Here is a 14,393-nt window from a genome sequence, read left to right on the forward strand (position 1 = left end):
CCCATTATAGCCACTCTAATACTATTATTATTAACCAAAAGTTGATGAGATAAGTTTGTGAAAAATGTCCTAAAAAATACAATTAGGAAAAAAATTAATTTAAGTAGAAAAAAGTTAATTGAACAACCTTTAAAAATTTTAAAGAAAATTAATATAGAAAAATTAACAAAATTCACATCCTCATCTCTAATAGAAAAATACAATAAATTCAAAGAAAGAGCTAAACAAAAAGAACTGCGTAGAGTCAAATTAATAAAAGAAGAAAAAATTAAAGAATTAAAAAAAGAAAAGTTAGAACAAGAAAAACAAAAAAATGAAGAAATAAGGTTAATTAAACAAAATGAATTAAATCTTATAAAAGAAGAAAAACAAAGAATAGAAAACAAAGAAAAACAGAGAATAAAAATTATAAAACAACAACAGCAAATTGAAAGAAAAAAAAATTAAACTTGAGGCTCAAAGAATTAAAGCTGAAGAACAAAAACTAAGAGATGAAGAAGAAGAAAAAGTAAGACAAGATGATTTAAAATTAAAAGAAGAAAAACTAAGATTAGATTTTTTTGAAAAACAAAGAATAAGACAAGAGCAACAAAAAGCCAAAATCGAAAATGATAAATTAATGGCTCTTGAGAGACAGAATGCCCGTGAAGCTAAACAGAAAATAAAAGATGAGGAAGAAAGATTAAAGAATATTGAGATTGATAAACAAAAAAAAGACGAGCAAAGATTAAACGAAGAAGAACATAAATTAAATTATCAAAAACAAAAACTTGAGGAAATAGAACAAAATATCAAAAATATTGAAGTTGAAAGATTAAGAGAAAAAGAAATAAAAATATTAAAAGAAGCTGATGAGTTAAGAGAAAAAGAAAAACAACTTAGACTAAAAGAACAATTAGAAATAGAAGAACTCAAGGAATTGAGATTAAATGACTTCAATCAAAGAAAAATTCAAGAAGAATTACAATTAAAGGAAGAAGAAATAAGATTAGAAAATTTAAAAGAACAAAAAATGATTCAAGCTAGAATTCTTGAAGAGAAAAGAGTTAAAGATGAAGAAGAGAGAATAAAAGAGTGGGAAAGGAAATTTGATAAGGAGCAAATAGCAAAAGAAGAAGAATTGGTTAAGAAATTTAATGAACAATTAATTAGAGAAAAAGAAGAAAGTGAAAAGATAATAGAATTTAAAAAAGAAGAAATAATAGAAGAAAAAAAAGAAGTAATATTGGAAAATGAAGTAAAGAAAAAAAAAGACGAAAGATATTAGTTAATTAAAGGTTTTCCTGTTTTAAGTGTGTGTTTAATTCGATCTTGAGTTTCTTTTGTTTCGATTAGTCTCATGAAGGCATCTAATTCTAATTTAAATAAATCATCTTCCGATAAAGTTTTATCAATAGTTGTGTCTCCCCCACTCAAGACATGCGCTAATTCCTTTGCAACGGTCACACCATGATCACGAATTACTTTTTCATTGTAAAGCTTTTCTAGAATTTTATTCATTTCTACTAAAACTTTTTTTCCTGGTAATTTAAATTTCGTCTCTGACGGAACTTTAAATTCTTTATTGTCACCTAAGATTTTTTTTGAAACCTCAAGCAAACTATTTCTGTTCATTATTTTTTTATCTTCAGGTTTTAAATATTTTAATGGTTCTGCCTCAACTGGTGAAGTAGCTGTTTTACCATACCCAATAATATCAAAGACTTTAAGGGGTGCGTAATGAGAATTTTTTTTAGCCTCATCTGTATCAAGCCATCTTGCTAGCATTTCCTTACATCCCCCTCCTGCTGGTATCAATCCAACTATTGTTTCCACTAATCCAATTACAATGTTTGTATGTGAAGCTACAAAATTACTTTGAACCATAACCTCAAATCCTCCACCAAGTGTTAATCCTGATGGTGCAGAAACAACCGGATGATTTGAATATTTAAGGTGTTTACAGGTTTCTTGAAAATATCTAATAAATTTTTCTATAGATTTAAAATCATTCTTATTTGCAAAATCCATCGTATAACTCAAGTTTACCCCAGCAGAAAATTGCATACTTTCATTTATTATAATCAACGGTTTATCTGTAGCTTTTTTTAAAGCATCCATTGAGTCATAATCTAGAGCATTAGCTTTAGTGGTAAACTCAACAATATTATAATCATTAAATCTATATATCTGAGCAGAGCTATTTCCATCAACACTTAATGCTTTCTTTTTTGCTTTTCCAAATGTTTCGATGTCAGTATATTTTTGTCTAGATCCATAAAAATCTTGATTTCTACTTTGAAATAGATTTTCTAAAAAAGCATTTCCTTTAAAGTCATCAATCTTATCAAAAAAAGTATCAACTCCAATCTCTTCTAACATTTCAAATGGACCTTTAGTCCAATTAAAACCTAACCTCATTGCTTCATCAATATCATTAAAATCTTTTGTAATTGATGGAACTAAAGAAGAAGCATATTTAATAATCTTAGAAATAACAGACCAAGCATACTCACCATACTTATCGTCTCTTGAGATTAATTTTTTAAGATCTACATTATCTGATTTAATATTAATCTTTTTACTTGCTGAATATTCTCCAGTTTCAAGATTAATAGCTTCCATGACTTTAACTTCACCCGTTTTATTAACCTTGTAAAAACCTCCCTTACCTTTTCTACCTGTATACCCAGTTTCAATTAACATTTTTACTAAAGAAATTTCTTTTGCAACTATTTGAAAAGGATCATTTTCTGATAATTCTTTAATAAAACTTTTTAAAACATCCGCCATTAAATCAATACCAATTAAATCATAAAGACCAAACACACCAGTTTTTGGTATACCCATTGGTCTTCCAAAAATAGCATCTGCTTCTTCTATACTGAGTTTCATTTTAAAAGCCTCAGTCATTGCAACTTGCATTGCAAAAACTCCTATTCTGTTTCCTAAAAAACCTGGAGTATCATTACAAACAATTGCACCTTTTCCAAGTTCTGTTTCACAAAAATCTTTTAAAGCATTTATTTTATCTAAATCATTATTTTCATTTTTAACTATCTCTAATAACCCCATGTATCTAACTGGATTAAAAAAGTGAGTAATGCAAAAATCTTTTTTTTTCTTCCTCTGATAAATGTTCAGATAAGACTTTAATGGGGATAGAGGATGTGTTTGAAGAAACTATTGCACCCTTTTTTCTTTCTCTAAATATTTTTTTATAGATATCATGTTTGATATCTATTCTTTCAACGACAGCTTCTACTACCCAATCTGCCTCCTTAACTTCATCAAAATTATCTAAAATATTTCCTACTTTAATGTTTTTTATTTTTGACTTATCTAACAAAAGTGGAGGTCTTGATTTGTGAATTTTATCTCGCGCTTGCTCACTTATTTCAGTTTTTAAATCTAGTAAAGTTACTGGAATGTTTGCATTACACAAATGTGCTGCAATACCACTACCCATAGTTCCTGAGCCAATAACTACAACTTTTTTAATTTCCATAAGATTTAAAAATTGAAGAGCTGTTTATAATAAAAAAAATGAGATTAGTAAATAAATTACCTATTAATTCCTCTTAGTCTTTCAGATCTTCTTCTTAAAAGTTCTGCACTAACAAGAATTAATGTGGACATTATAATTAAACAAGTTGCCACAGCCATTATAGTTGGACTTAACTGTTCTCTTAACCCTACCCACATTTGGATTGGAATAGTTGTATTCTCAAGTCCAGCTAAGAATAACACAACCACAACTTCATCAAATGAAGTTACAAAAGCAAATAGTGCTCCTGAAATTACACCCGGCAAAATTAATGGTAAAGTTATTTTCATAAAAGTATTTACTGGATTACTTCCAAGACTTGCTGCTGCTCTGGTAACACTATGATCAAACCCTGTTAATGTTGCTGTTACCGTAATAACTACAAATGGAGTTCCTAAAATAATATGCGCTAAAATTATTCCTGTATGCGTTGCAGCTAAACCAACTTTTGCCATAAAGAAAAATATAGCTGTTCCTGAAATAATTAATGGAACAATCATTGGTGAAATTAATAAAGCCATAAATGCTGCTTTGTAAGGCATGTGTCTACTGCTTAAACCTAATGCAGCAACTGTTCCAAGAATTGTAGAGCCAATGGTTGCAAAGAAAGCAATAATAATACTATTCTTTGCAGCAAGCCCCCACGGATTTTTAGTTCCATAAATCATGTCCTCATACCATCTTAATGAAAATGCATCTGGGTCGAGTGCTAACATTCCCTTAGAAAAGTGAATGTATTGCTCAGCATTAAATGAAAGTGGTAAGATTATAAACAATGGTGCAATTAAAAAGAAAAATACTAACGCACAAATTGTTAAATATGTGTAGTGCCAAACTCTATAATTCCATGATGTATAAGTTGGTAATGACATAATTTATCCTAATTTAATATTATCTATCCCTACTAATTTATTATAGATCCAGTAAATAGTTAAGACACCAACTAACAGCATTGTTCCTAATGCAGCAGCAAATGACCAATCTAGAGAACTTTTCATGTGATAGGCAATTGTATTACTAATCAAAGACCCACTTGCCCCTCCAACTAATGCAGGAGTTATGTAATAACCTATTGCTAAAATAAAAACTAACAAGGACCCTGCACCAATTCCAGGAACTGTTAATGGAAAATATATTTTTCTAAATGCTACAAATGGCGTTCCACCCAAAGATTTTCCAGCTCTCATTAAACTTGGAGATATTGTTTTCATCACACTGTAAAGTGGTAAAACCATAAATGGCAATAAGATTTGAGTCATTGCAACAAAAGTTCCGATTACATTATACATTAGTTCTGGTCTTGCATCGTTTGCTGCAAGTCCGAGCGATACGATCAGATCATTAATTGGGCCTTGTTGCTGAAGTAAAACCATCCAACTTGAGGTTCTGACTAATAGTGATGTCCAGAATGGAAGAAGCACACATATCATCAGTAAATTACTATATTTCATAGGTAATGTAGCTAATAAGTATGAAATTGGGTAAGCAAGCATAAAACAAAATATAGTTACCCAAAAAGCAACTTTAAGAGTTCTTAACCATAGAATTTTATGAATTCTTCTATCCTCATCTTGTTGAATGATGTTTCTATCTAGGTCAAGTTTTAAATCCACACCTTTCAAGTATTTAACATAAGACCATTTTGGTGCAGTATTCTTTAGAGCAACCCAATACTCCACATCACTCCAGATTTTATGAGTTTTTATAAATTGTTCTTTATAGTTGCTTTTTTCAAATTTTTTAATTTTTCTATTTGTTTTTTTTAATCCACTACTAAAGCCAGATTTTTCATAGTTCAATCTTTGATATAATTTACCTGACTCTTTTGCTATGGCTAAAGGATAAAAGTCATTATAAAATGCTTCATACACACCTTCATCTGGTAAATCTTCACCATCCCATTTCTCTAAAGCTGCAAAAGTATTAGGCAGCTTACTTGTAATCATACGATCATCAACACTTCTAAATAACATATCACCTATTGGAAATACGTATGTAATTATAAGAAATAAAAATAAAGGACCTACAAGGAATAGTGCTTTCAACTTATTTTTTCTTTCAGCCTTCTTTAAACTGACCTCTAAAGGTATTCCGTCTGATGATAAAATTTGTTCTGAACTCATATTTTAAAAATTCTTAAAAAAAAAGGGCGGTTATTTTGTAACCGCCCATATTTTATAACAAAAACTAAATCTATAAAACTAAATTATAGACCAGCTTTCATAGCTTCCCATTTTTCACCGATTTCATCCTGGTTATCTGCCCAGAATTCAGGGTTCATAAGAATGTATGATTTAGTGTTAGCAGGTGCTGTTGGCATATGTGGTACCATCGCAGTCTTACCATCTTTAAACCAAGGTTCTCCTGCTTCCATGATAGCAATTGAAGATTTTCTCCAAGGAGCGTAAGCAATATACTTAGCACTTCCTGCTAGACCTTCAGTACTTGTCATTTCTCTAAGAACTTTCATAGCCTTACCGTTAGCATCGTTAGGTCCACCTTTAACCATTGCGAAATACTCATAGTCAAGAATTTGAGAGTCCCATACTTGTACAATTGGAGTTCCTTCCATTTGTGCATTAAAGAATCTACCATTCCAACCAGTAGCCATAACAACTTCACCATTTGCTAATAATTCTGGTGGCTGAGCTCCAGCATTCCAAAATACACATCCACCATTTGGATCTGTGCAAAGTTTTTTAATAGCAGCAATTGCTTTATCAACTCCACCTTTTTCAAGTTTGTTGTAAATCTTATCACCACCTTTGCCAGCTTTTGTTCCTGTACCAGCCATAGCTAATTCTAAGTTAGACATTGCGCCTTTGTAGATAGCTCTTTTACCAGGAAACTTTTTAGTATTAAAAAAGTCTTTTGCTGATTTAGGAGTACCTTTTACATTGTTCTTATTGTAAGCAAAGTTCCAAGAGTACAAGATGTTTCCAACTGCACATTTTGAAGGCATGCCTGTAAAGAAGTCATCTGAAGCTTTTGTTCCATCTGGAGCAGGAGCAAAGTCTTTGTCGAAGTCAAATTCAACAAAAATACCTTCGTCACATCCAATGATAGTATCTTTTGCGTATACATCAATGATGTCCCAAGTGATTTTTCCAGCTTCTTTTTGAGCTTTAATTTCAGATAATCCACCAGTGTAGTCTACCCAGTTTACAGGTATACCTAATTTAGCAGCGGTAGGATCACCGTACCCTAATTTTTGACTCTCCGTATAAGCACCACCCCAAGACACTACAGTAACTGCAAATGCTGAAGTTGTGATAGAAAGTACAAAAGATAGAGCAAGTAATAATTTACTTATTTTTTTCATTTTCTCTCCTATTTAACGTTAACGTTTGTTATTTTATAAAGTGAAAGTAAAACAATATAGGTTAGATGAGTCAACAGCCAATTATGTCTAATTTGCCTTTATTTTATTTAAGTTTTTTAGGGATTTTTTTAAGATTATTTTGGATCTAAAGCTCTGCAATCAATACTGTTCCAACCAATATTAAGTACATTACCTTTTTTTAGATCTAATCTTGCGGTGCTATTTGGTACTTTAAGAATGAATTCTTTATTTCCCAACAAATCAACTCTTAGTCTAGTGTGATCACCGTGATAAATTATTTCTTCAATTTTACCTTTATGATTATTATCCATTTTATCTGTAGGATCTATAATTGCTCTTTCAGGTCTTAGTGAAACTTTAGTCTTATCCCCTTTTGCTTTAACAGCAACTGGATTTGCTAAAATTTCTGTGCCATTTTCTAATTTAACTTTACATTTATCTCCTGAAATATCTAAAACTTGACCTGAAAATTTATTATTTTCTCCAATGAACTCAGCAACAAATGAATTAACCGGTTTTTCATACAATTCATCAGGACTTGATAGTTGCTGAACTTTACCATCATTGAAAACTGCAATACGGTTTGACATTGTTAATGCTTCAGTTTGATCGTGTGTAACATACACAACTGTTACACCAATACTTTCGTGAATATGTTTAATTTCATATTGCATGCTTTCTCTTAAATTTTTGTCTAATGCTCCAAGCGGTTCATCCATTAATACCACTTGTGGATCAAAAACTAATGATCTTGCAACAGCAACACGCTGTTGTTGTCCGCCTGATAATTGCATCGGCATTCTTGCTTCAAAACCATGAAGTGAAACCATGGATAAAGCTTTATCTATTTTTTTATCAGCTTCATCTTTTGGAATTTTTCTAACTCTTAATGGAAAGGCTAAATTTTCATAAACAGTCATGTGCGGAAATAAAGCATAGTTCTGGAATACCATTCCTATTCCTCTTTTGTGAGGTGGAATATTTGAAATAACCTTACCATCTAAATAAATTTCTCCATGAGTTGGTGTTTCAAAACCAGCCAACATCATAAGACATGTTGTTTTACCAGAACCAGAGGGTCCTAGCATAGTTACAAACTCACCTTCTTCAATGTCTAGATTTAATCCTTTAACGACCAATACTTTGCCATCATAGCTTTTGTCTACATTGTCAAATTTTACAAATTCTTTATTTTTTGTCATATTTTTAAAGTGAATTTAAAACATTTGTGGACTTATTTATCAAGTTTTTTTATCTCAATTATTTAATGTGCAGATCTTTTGAAAAATTACAGAATAACTCACACCCTTTGTCTGTTATTCGAATTGCTTCTGATGCTTCAACACCCCACTCTCCAAATTGCATTACTGCAATCATGTGAAAAGTAACATTTGGCTGTAGAATAGTCATATCTCCTTTTGATATATTTAAAGTGTGTTCTCCCCAATCAGGTGGGTAACCAATTCCTATTGAATAGCCAGTTCTAGAGGTTTTTTCTATTCCATATTTATCTAGAATTTTCCAAAAAGCTTGCGCAACGTCATTTGCTGTTTGCCCAGGTTTTGCAGCATCTATTCCAGCTTGAAGAGCCTCATTTGTTTTATTCATAGTGTCAATTTTCTTTTGATCGGGTTTTCCAAGTAAAACTGTTCTAGCCATTGGGCAATGGTACCTTTGATATACCCCTGAAAGCTCAATAATTGTAGCCTCACCCTCAACAAACTTATCTTGAGTTGCTGTTAAATGTGATGCTGAAGTACCTTTTCCTGTTGGAAGTAGTGTTGCAATACTTGAATACTCACCTCCAAATTCTGGGGTTCCATAAAATAATGCTTTTTGAATTTCACCTACGGCGTCACACTGTCTGACACCAGGATTTATAACTTCAATTGCTGTTTGCATTCCTTTTTGAGAAATTATTGCTGCAGATTTCATAAGTTCTATTTCTGCATTAGATTTAACAACACGAGCCCAATTAACTAATCTTTCAGAATCTTTTAACTTAACATTTGGTAACCCTTGTTTCATTTTTTCGTAACAATAAGCAGTAAAATAATGACTATCCATTTCCAAGCCTATTGTAAGTTTATCCCATTTTCTTTCTTTTATAATTTCTACCAAATTATCATATGGATGAACTGGCCATGTATGAATATATTTTTCATCATAAACTAAAATATTTTCATTTTTTAGATAAGTTTTTATATAAGCTCCACCTGAATCTTGTTTTCTAACCCAGCATAATGGTTCATCAGCGTTCACATGCACAATTACAGCTTGCGCATAATAAAACGACCAAGCATCATAGCCAGTTAAATAGTTCATATTGGCTGTATCACTAGAGATTAATAGTTCTATGCCCTTTTCTTGCATTAAGCTTTGAACTTTTTTTAATCTTGCTTTGTATTCTTCTTTGCTAAAATTCATATTACTTAACTATTAAATAATTTTCCAAAACCGTCAATCTTTTCTTTATAGTTAATTGCATTAAGAGAATCCCAGATTAAAGATTGATTACTTGATAGAACAATTTTATTTAGTTTTTTTTCTAACTTATCAATTATAGATAATACTGGTAAAGCCGTACACGAAACAAACAAAGCCTCACTATCTGCAAGATCTATTTTTGACAAGACGTCAAATAAATGATCTTCATCAACTTTTCCAATATCTAAATCAGAATCAATATCAAAGTAAGTTAAAGAATTAACGTTAATATTTTCTTTTTCAAAATAACCAACCACAGAGTCATTTATTGTTTTTGTGTAAGGTGTAAAAATAGATATTTTATCAATGTCTAATTTATCTAATGCCTTAATAGCTGCAGTTATTGGTGTTGTTACCTTTGCTTCTGGTTTAGCCAAATTTACTTTTTCTTTTATCACGTCATACCCAGCCGCAACTGTTCCAGACGTGCAACCATACGCTACACAATCTATTTTTTGATCTGGTAAAATATCTTTAGCAACTTCTGTAATATCATCTGCCATTTTAGCTAAAGTTTCATTGGTCAGTGGATTGTAGCAATGAATTCTATTTACATAGAGATCAATATCTCTTCCACACACCACATTATTAAAGTCCTTTTCAATTCTAAAATCACTGCCTAGTGTTATAAGACCAATTCTTGGATTAGATTTTGAAATGTATTTTGGCTCAACCTTGTTTAATTTCATAAATTACCTGTATTATTTTGATTAAATATATATTGAATAAGGAGTCTAGTTAAAATAATGCTCAATAAAAGCGTACATAACTCGTCGTTACTTAAGGTTTAAACGGTACTAAAAGAACTTGTTCAAAAGATCTTAACATGGACAAGCCACATGGACCTGATCCGATTATAGCTTGTAAATTAAACATACCTAAATACAAAAACTGCAAATATAGACGATAAAAATGTAGCTATCCAAAGATTAAAATCTGTAAGACCTAGCCAAGCTAAATGAATAAATGCAGCGCTTAATAAAGATACAAAAAGTCTATCTCCTCTTGTTGTATTAAGAGTTAAAATTCCTTTTCTTGGGCTGCCACCAGGATCCTTTTTTTCCCAGAAATACATAACTGTAATGCAAAGAGCTATAAAAATAAAAAAACTTGCTGTAGGCCATGTCCAAGCCATCCATTTTATAAAATCAAAATCAAAAAGACCTTTTTCTTTTGCTTTACCAACTGTATTCCAAGTATTTGTAGCTGCATGTAGATTTGTAAAAATCATACTCTCCCCATTGCAAATCCTTTAGCAATATAATTTCTTACAAAGTAAATTACTACTGCTCCAGGTATAATAGTTAAGCTTCCAGCTGCTGCTAACAAACCAAGTTCATAACCTGATGTACTTGATGTTCTTGTCATTATAGCTGCAATTGGTTTAGCTATTGTAGCTGTAAGAGTTTTTGCTAGTAATAATTCAACCCAAGAAAACATAAAACAGAAAAACATGGTAATACCTATTCCAGCAGCTATTGTAGGAATAAAAATTTTAAAGAAAAATTTAGGAAAAGAATATCCATCAACATATGCAGTTTCATCTAATTCTTTAGGAACAGCAGACATAAATCCTTCTAATATCCAAACTGCAAGAGGAATATTAAAAAGACAATGAGATAGCGCAATAGCTATATGTGTATCAAATAAATTTATTGATGAATAAAATTGAAAGAAAGGTAAAGCAAAAACAGCTGGTGGAGCCATTCTGTTTGTTAAAAGCCAGAAAAATAAATGTTTATCACCTAAAAATTTATATCTTGAAAAGGCATACGCAGCAGGAAGTGCTACAGATACAGAAATTATAGTATTTAAAACTGTATACATAATAGAATTTACATAACCCATATACCAGGTGCTATCTGTAAATATTGTTTTATAATTATCTAATGTGAAATCTTGTGGCCACAATGAATAAACATTTATAATTTCAGTAGTTGATTTAAATGACATATTTAGCAACCAATAAATAGGTAACATTAAAAAAATTATGTAGAATGTTGGTACCACCCATTTTATTTTTTTCATTTTCTACCCTCATCTTTCATCATTAAGCTGTAAAAAACCCAACATATTAAAAGTACAATTAAAAAATAAATAAGTGACATAGCAGCTGCAGGTCCAAGATCAAATTGACCTAAGGCCATTTTTACTAAATCTAATGATAGAAAATTTGTTGCATTACCAGGACCGCCTCCTGTTAAAACAAAAGGTTCGGTATAAATCATAAAACTATCCATAAACCTTAAAAGTATAGCTAAAGTTAAAACTTTTTTCATTTTAGGTAGTTCGATATATCTAAAAATATCCCATCTACTAGCACCGTCTATTTCTGCTGCTTGATAGTAAGCTGGCTGAATTGAATTTAAACCCGCATAAGATAAAAGAACAACTAAAGAAGTCCAATGCCAAACATCCATAAGAATAGTTGTAAACCAAGCATCTCCACTTTGTTGAGTAAAATTATAATCAAAACCAAGCGAATTTAGAGTATTTCCAAGAAAACCTATTTCTGGAAGAGCAAATATATTCCACATAGCTCCTACTACATTCCAGGGTATTAACAACGGCATTGACATTAAAATTAAACAAACAGGGACTCCCCAACCTTTTTTGGGCATAGTTAAAGCAATAGCTATACCTAGAGGTAGCTGTATTAGTAGAATTATAAAGGTAAATATAAATTGTCTTCCTAAAGATGCGTGAAATCTTTCAGAATGTAAAATTTCTTTGAACCATCTTGTTCCTTCCCATGTAAAAACATTACTTCCAAAAGTTTCTTGAAAGGAATAATTAACAACAGTCATTAATGGTACTACAGCATTGAATGCAACAAGTACAAATACAGGAATAACAAAGAACCAGGCTTTTTGATTATGTGTTTTGTTCATTATTCAATTATCCAATCATCTCCATATACATAAGTATATTTTTGATCAAAAGTTATATGTGCGCTATCACTGGGTATTTCAGCAGAAGCATTAGCTAAAATTTTAATACTTCCGCTACTACACTCAGTATCAATTACTTTATGTCTGCCTGTATCACTAACTCTTTTAATCTTTACTTTAATACCATCATTCGAAAATTTTATAAATTCTGGTCTAATGCCTACTTGCATTTTACTAAAATTTGTTTTTTTAATACTGTTATTGTTTGGTAATATCTTTCCTTCAAAATTAATTTGACCATTTTTAATTTCACAAGGAAGAATATTCATACCTGGTGAACCAATAAAATGTCCTACAAAAGTATGTTTTGGTTTTTCAAATAATTCTACAGGTGTACCTGTTTGAACAATTTGTCCTTCATGCATAACTACGACTTGGTCTGCAAAGGTTAAGGCTTCAATTTGATCATGGGTAACATAAATCATAGTCCGATTAATTTTTTGATGTAATTCTTTTAACTTTGACCTTAAAACCCACTTTAAATGAGGGTCAATAACTGTTAAAGGTTCGTCAAACATAATTACATTCACATCCGATCTCACTAATCCTCTTCCTAAAGAGATTTTTTGTTTACCATCCGCTGTTAACCCAGCAGCTTTATTATTTAGAGTTGATGTGAGTTCTAACATCTCTGCAATTTCTTTTACTTTAGAGTCAATTTCAGTTTTAGAAAGACCTCTATTTTTTAGTGGAAAAGCTAAATTATCATAAACAGTCATTGTATCGTATATTACTGGGAACTGAAATATTTGAGCAATATCTCTCTCAACTGGGTTTAAATTCGTTACATCTTTATCATTAAATAAAATTTCACCTTTAGTTGGTTTCAATAAACCTGAAATAATATTTAATAATGTTGTCTTTCCACAACCAGAAGGGCCTAATAATGCGTAAGCTCCCCCATCTTTCCAATCAATATTAACTCCTCTTAACGCCCAGTCTGCATCGTTACTTTGTTTTGTCAAATAACTATGGCTTAAATCTTTTAAAGTTATTTTAGCCATTAGTTACCAATCTGTTATTTGTGTCAAAATATAAGAACTCATCTACATTCATGAATAATTTTGTATTCTCGCCAATATTTTTTTGCTGAATTCCGTTTGATAACGAAACCCAGTTAAGTTTTCCGTTAGTAAAATGAATTAAACTTTCTGACCCACTTAATTCAGAAATCAAAACTTTTCCGTTAATTTCAACTGAATTATCTCCTTCTTTGTATGTAGTTATATTGTGTGGTCTTATACCTATTTTATAGTTTCCATCTTTAATTTGCACATTTGATTTCCATTGGACGTTGTTATCTTTTAATTTGAACATTTCTCCACTTTTACTTATTTCAGCTATGTTCATTGGAGGATCGCTAAATACTTTAGCTGAAGTTAAATTTTCAGGTTTTTTGTAAACATTTAAAGTTTTTCCATACTGAATAATGTTTCCTTCAAACAATGTTGCAGTGTTTCCACCTATCATCAATGCATCTAAGGGTTCTGTTGTTGCATATACAACAATACAATCTCTATCTTCAAAAAGTTTAGGTAATTCTTCTCTTAATTCTTCACGAAGTTTAAAATCTAAATTAGCTAATGGTTCATCTAGTAATATCAAATCTGAGTCCTTGACTAATGCCCTAGCTAAAGCGGTTCTCTGTTGCTGTCCTCCAGATAATTCATCGGGTTTTTTATTTAGCATAGCTGATAATTTTAAGAGTTCAGCAACTTTTCCTACTCTTTCTTTAATTTCATCAGGTTTCACACCAGTGATTTTTAATGGTGAAGCAATATTTTCAAAAACTGTAAAATTAGGATAATTGATAAATTGTTGGTAAACCATAGAGCAATTTCTTTTTTGAACTTCTTTACCAGTAACATTTTCATCATTAAACCAAATTTCACCTGATGTAGGTTTGTCTAAACCGGCCATAATTTGCATAAGTGTTGTTTTACCTGCTAGTGTGGAACCTAATAAAACATTAATTGTATTTTTTTCTAATTTTAGATTAGTTGAATATATATGAGTTTCTATTCCTACTTTTTTCTCAACATTTTTTAATTCTAAACTCATATTTGCAATTTATTGATTATTTGTA

At 30.9% G+C, this 14,393-nt stretch carries 13 protein-coding genes and 1 pseudogene; 2 read left to right on the forward strand and 12 right to left on the reverse strand.

The genetic code is table 11. The annotated features are described in order from the left end of the window. Nucleotides 1–57: 57 nt before the first annotated feature. Entirely contained in the window at nucleotides 58–447 is a 390-nt protein-coding gene (locus ABXT52_RS04845; RefSeq protein ID WP_415271451.1) for a hypothetical protein, read from the forward strand. Next, entirely contained in the window at nucleotides 428–1,267 is an 840-nt protein-coding gene (locus ABXT52_RS04850; RefSeq protein ID WP_415271452.1) for a hypothetical protein, read from the forward strand. Before ABXT52_RS04845 ends, ABXT52_RS04850 begins: the two co-directional genes overlap by 20 nt. Here ABXT52_RS04850 and ABXT52_RS04855 read toward each other — a convergent pair. From ABXT52_RS04855 to ABXT52_RS04910, 12 genes and pseudogenes are all read right to left on the reverse strand, one after another. After that, nucleotides 1,264–3,487, reverse strand: a pseudogene (locus tag ABXT52_RS04855) (3-hydroxyacyl-CoA dehydrogenase NAD-binding domain-containing protein). The gene ABXT52_RS04850 and the pseudogene ABXT52_RS04855 overlap by 4 nt on opposite strands. Before the next feature lie 56 nt (nucleotides 3,488–3,543). After that, nucleotides 3,544–4,398 (reverse strand): ABC transporter permease, encoded by an 855-nt coding sequence (locus tag ABXT52_RS04860; protein WP_415271453.1) that lies wholly within the window; start codon nucleotides 4,396–4,398, stop codon nucleotides 3,544–3,546. A 3-nt stretch (nucleotides 4,399–4,401) separates the two neighbouring features. Next, a complete protein-coding gene (locus ABXT52_RS04865) occupies nucleotides 4,402–5,649 on the reverse strand; it encodes an ABC transporter permease (RefSeq protein WP_415271454.1) in 1,248 nt (415 codons plus the stop codon). 83 nt (nucleotides 5,650–5,732) lie between these two features. Continuing rightward, a complete protein-coding gene (locus ABXT52_RS04870) occupies nucleotides 5,733–6,848 on the reverse strand; it encodes an extracellular solute-binding protein (RefSeq protein WP_415271455.1) in 1,116 nt (371 codons plus the stop codon). Between the two features lie 134 nt (nucleotides 6,849–6,982). After that, on the reverse strand, nucleotides 6,983–8,071 hold the full coding sequence (locus ABXT52_RS04875; protein ID WP_271563976.1) for an ABC transporter ATP-binding protein: 1,089 nt from the start codon (nucleotides 8,069–8,071) through the stop codon (nucleotides 6,983–6,985). Between the two features lie 58 nt (nucleotides 8,072–8,129). After that, nucleotides 8,130–9,296 carry a M24 family metallopeptidase gene (locus tag ABXT52_RS04880; RefSeq protein ID WP_415271456.1) on the reverse strand — a complete coding sequence of 389 codons (1,167 nt, stop codon included), beginning with the start codon at nucleotides 9,294–9,296 and terminating at the stop codon, nucleotides 8,130–8,132. A 5-nt stretch (nucleotides 9,297–9,301) separates the two neighbouring features. Next, nucleotides 9,302–10,045: a racemase gene (locus tag ABXT52_RS04885; RefSeq protein ID WP_415271457.1), complete on the reverse strand. Its 744-nt coding sequence runs from the start codon at nucleotides 10,043–10,045 to the stop codon at nucleotides 9,302–9,304. Nucleotides 10,046–10,224: 179 nt separating this feature from the next. Next, complete coding sequence (locus ABXT52_RS04890; RefSeq protein WP_415272523.1) at nucleotides 10,225–10,491, reverse strand: DUF2160 domain-containing protein; 267 nt, start codon at nucleotides 10,489–10,491, stop codon at nucleotides 10,225–10,227. Between the two features lie 92 nt (nucleotides 10,492–10,583). Continuing rightward, nucleotides 10,584–11,384: a carbohydrate ABC transporter permease gene (locus ABXT52_RS04895; RefSeq protein ID WP_415271458.1), complete on the reverse strand. Its 801-nt coding sequence runs from the start codon at nucleotides 11,382–11,384 to the stop codon at nucleotides 10,584–10,586. Continuing rightward, the gene (locus tag ABXT52_RS04900) at nucleotides 11,381–12,247 is read right to left on the reverse strand and encodes a carbohydrate ABC transporter permease (protein ID WP_415271459.1); all 867 of its coding nucleotides are present in this window, start codon (nucleotides 12,245–12,247) and stop codon (nucleotides 11,381–11,383) included. Before ABXT52_RS04900 ends, ABXT52_RS04895 begins: the two co-directional genes overlap by 4 nt. Further along, nucleotides 12,247–13,311, reverse strand: a complete 1,065-nt coding sequence (locus ABXT52_RS04905; protein ID WP_415271460.1) for an ABC transporter ATP-binding protein — start codon at nucleotides 13,309–13,311, stop codon at nucleotides 12,247–12,249. The genes ABXT52_RS04900 and ABXT52_RS04905 overlap by 1 nt, the downstream gene beginning before the upstream one ends. After that, nucleotides 13,304–14,368 (reverse strand): ABC transporter ATP-binding protein, encoded by a 1,065-nt coding sequence (locus tag ABXT52_RS04910; RefSeq protein ID WP_415271461.1) that lies wholly within the window; start codon nucleotides 14,366–14,368, stop codon nucleotides 13,304–13,306. Before ABXT52_RS04910 ends, ABXT52_RS04905 begins: the two co-directional genes overlap by 8 nt. Nucleotides 14,369–14,393: the final 25 nt, after the last annotated feature.

This window comes from Candidatus Pelagibacter sp. Uisw_121, from assembly GCF_047722545.1.
Taxonomy (GTDB): domain Bacteria; phylum Pseudomonadota; class Alphaproteobacteria; order Pelagibacterales; family Pelagibacteraceae; genus Pelagibacter.

What these genes read in the sequence shown, in the direction of transcription:
- ABXT52_RS04865 (WP_415271454.1), bottom strand. Translation starts at nt 5,649, where the DNA reads ATGAGTTCAGAACAAATTTTATCATCAGACGGAATACCTTTAGAGGTC.
- ABXT52_RS04875 (WP_271563976.1), bottom strand. Translation starts at nt 8,071, where the DNA reads ATGACAAAAAATAAAGAATTTGTAAAATTTGACAATGTAGACAAAAGC.
- ABXT52_RS04890 (WP_415272523.1), bottom strand. Translation starts at nt 10,491, where the DNA reads ATGGCTTGGACATGGCCTACAGCAAGTTTTTTTATTTTTATAGCTCTT.
- ABXT52_RS04900 (WP_415271459.1), bottom strand. Translation starts at nt 12,247, where the DNA reads ATGAACAAAACACATAATCAAAAAGCCTGGTTCTTTGTTATTCCTGTA.
- ABXT52_RS04910 (WP_415271461.1), bottom strand. Translation starts at nt 14,368, where the DNA reads ATGAGTTTAGAATTAAAAAATGTTGAGAAAAAAGTAGGAATAGAAACT.
- ABXT52_RS04870 (WP_415271455.1), bottom strand. Translation starts at nt 6,848, where the DNA reads ATGAAAAAAATAAGTAAATTATTACTTGCTCTATCTTTTGTACTTTCT.
- ABXT52_RS04885 (WP_415271457.1), bottom strand. Translation starts at nt 10,045, where the DNA reads ATGAAATTAAACAAGGTTGAGCCAAAATACATTTCAAAATCTAATCCA.
- ABXT52_RS04860 (WP_415271453.1), bottom strand. Translation starts at nt 4,398, where the DNA reads ATGTCATTACCAACTTATACATCATGGAATTATAGAGTTTGGCACTAC.
- ABXT52_RS04905 (WP_415271460.1), bottom strand. Translation starts at nt 13,311, where the DNA reads ATGGCTAAAATAACTTTAAAAGATTTAAGCCATAGTTATTTGACAAAA.
- ABXT52_RS04895 (WP_415271458.1), bottom strand. Translation starts at nt 11,384, where the DNA reads ATGAAAAAAATAAAATGGGTGGTACCAACATTCTACATAATTTTTTTA.
- ABXT52_RS04880 (WP_415271456.1), bottom strand. Translation starts at nt 9,296, where the DNA reads ATGAATTTTAGCAAAGAAGAATACAAAGCAAGATTAAAAAAAGTTCAA.